This is a genomic window from Leifsonia sp. HAY1-4F, assembly GCF_056755275.1.
In genome coordinates, this window is record NZ_JBNDHX010000665.1 from 1 (window position 1) to 234 (window position 234).

Annotated in this window: 1 protein-coding gene; it reads right to left on the minus strand. The window is 60.7% G+C overall.

The features are described from left to right. The coding region (locus ACPYOG_RS20900) for a DUF899 family protein (RefSeq protein ID WP_481295963.1) at positions 1 to 234 on the minus strand (234 nt) is incomplete at both ends.

The window sequence follows — 234 nt, forward strand, 5'->3', positions numbered from 1 at the left end:
GTGTAGTCCGGTCCGAACATGAAGTGATAGACGAGAAGCTGGGAGCACCCCTTGAAGAGCGCCGAGAGCGGAACCGTGCCATCCCCGGTTTCGAGCCGATAGTCCTTTTCCACCCTCACCCAGGGCAACTGCTGGCGGCTCGCGGCAATTTCATCGCTGCGCCTCGTCAGCTCCTTTTCCTCTTCCAGCAGGGAAAGCCGCGCCGAAAGCCACTCCTTACGCGTTCCTGTCCTG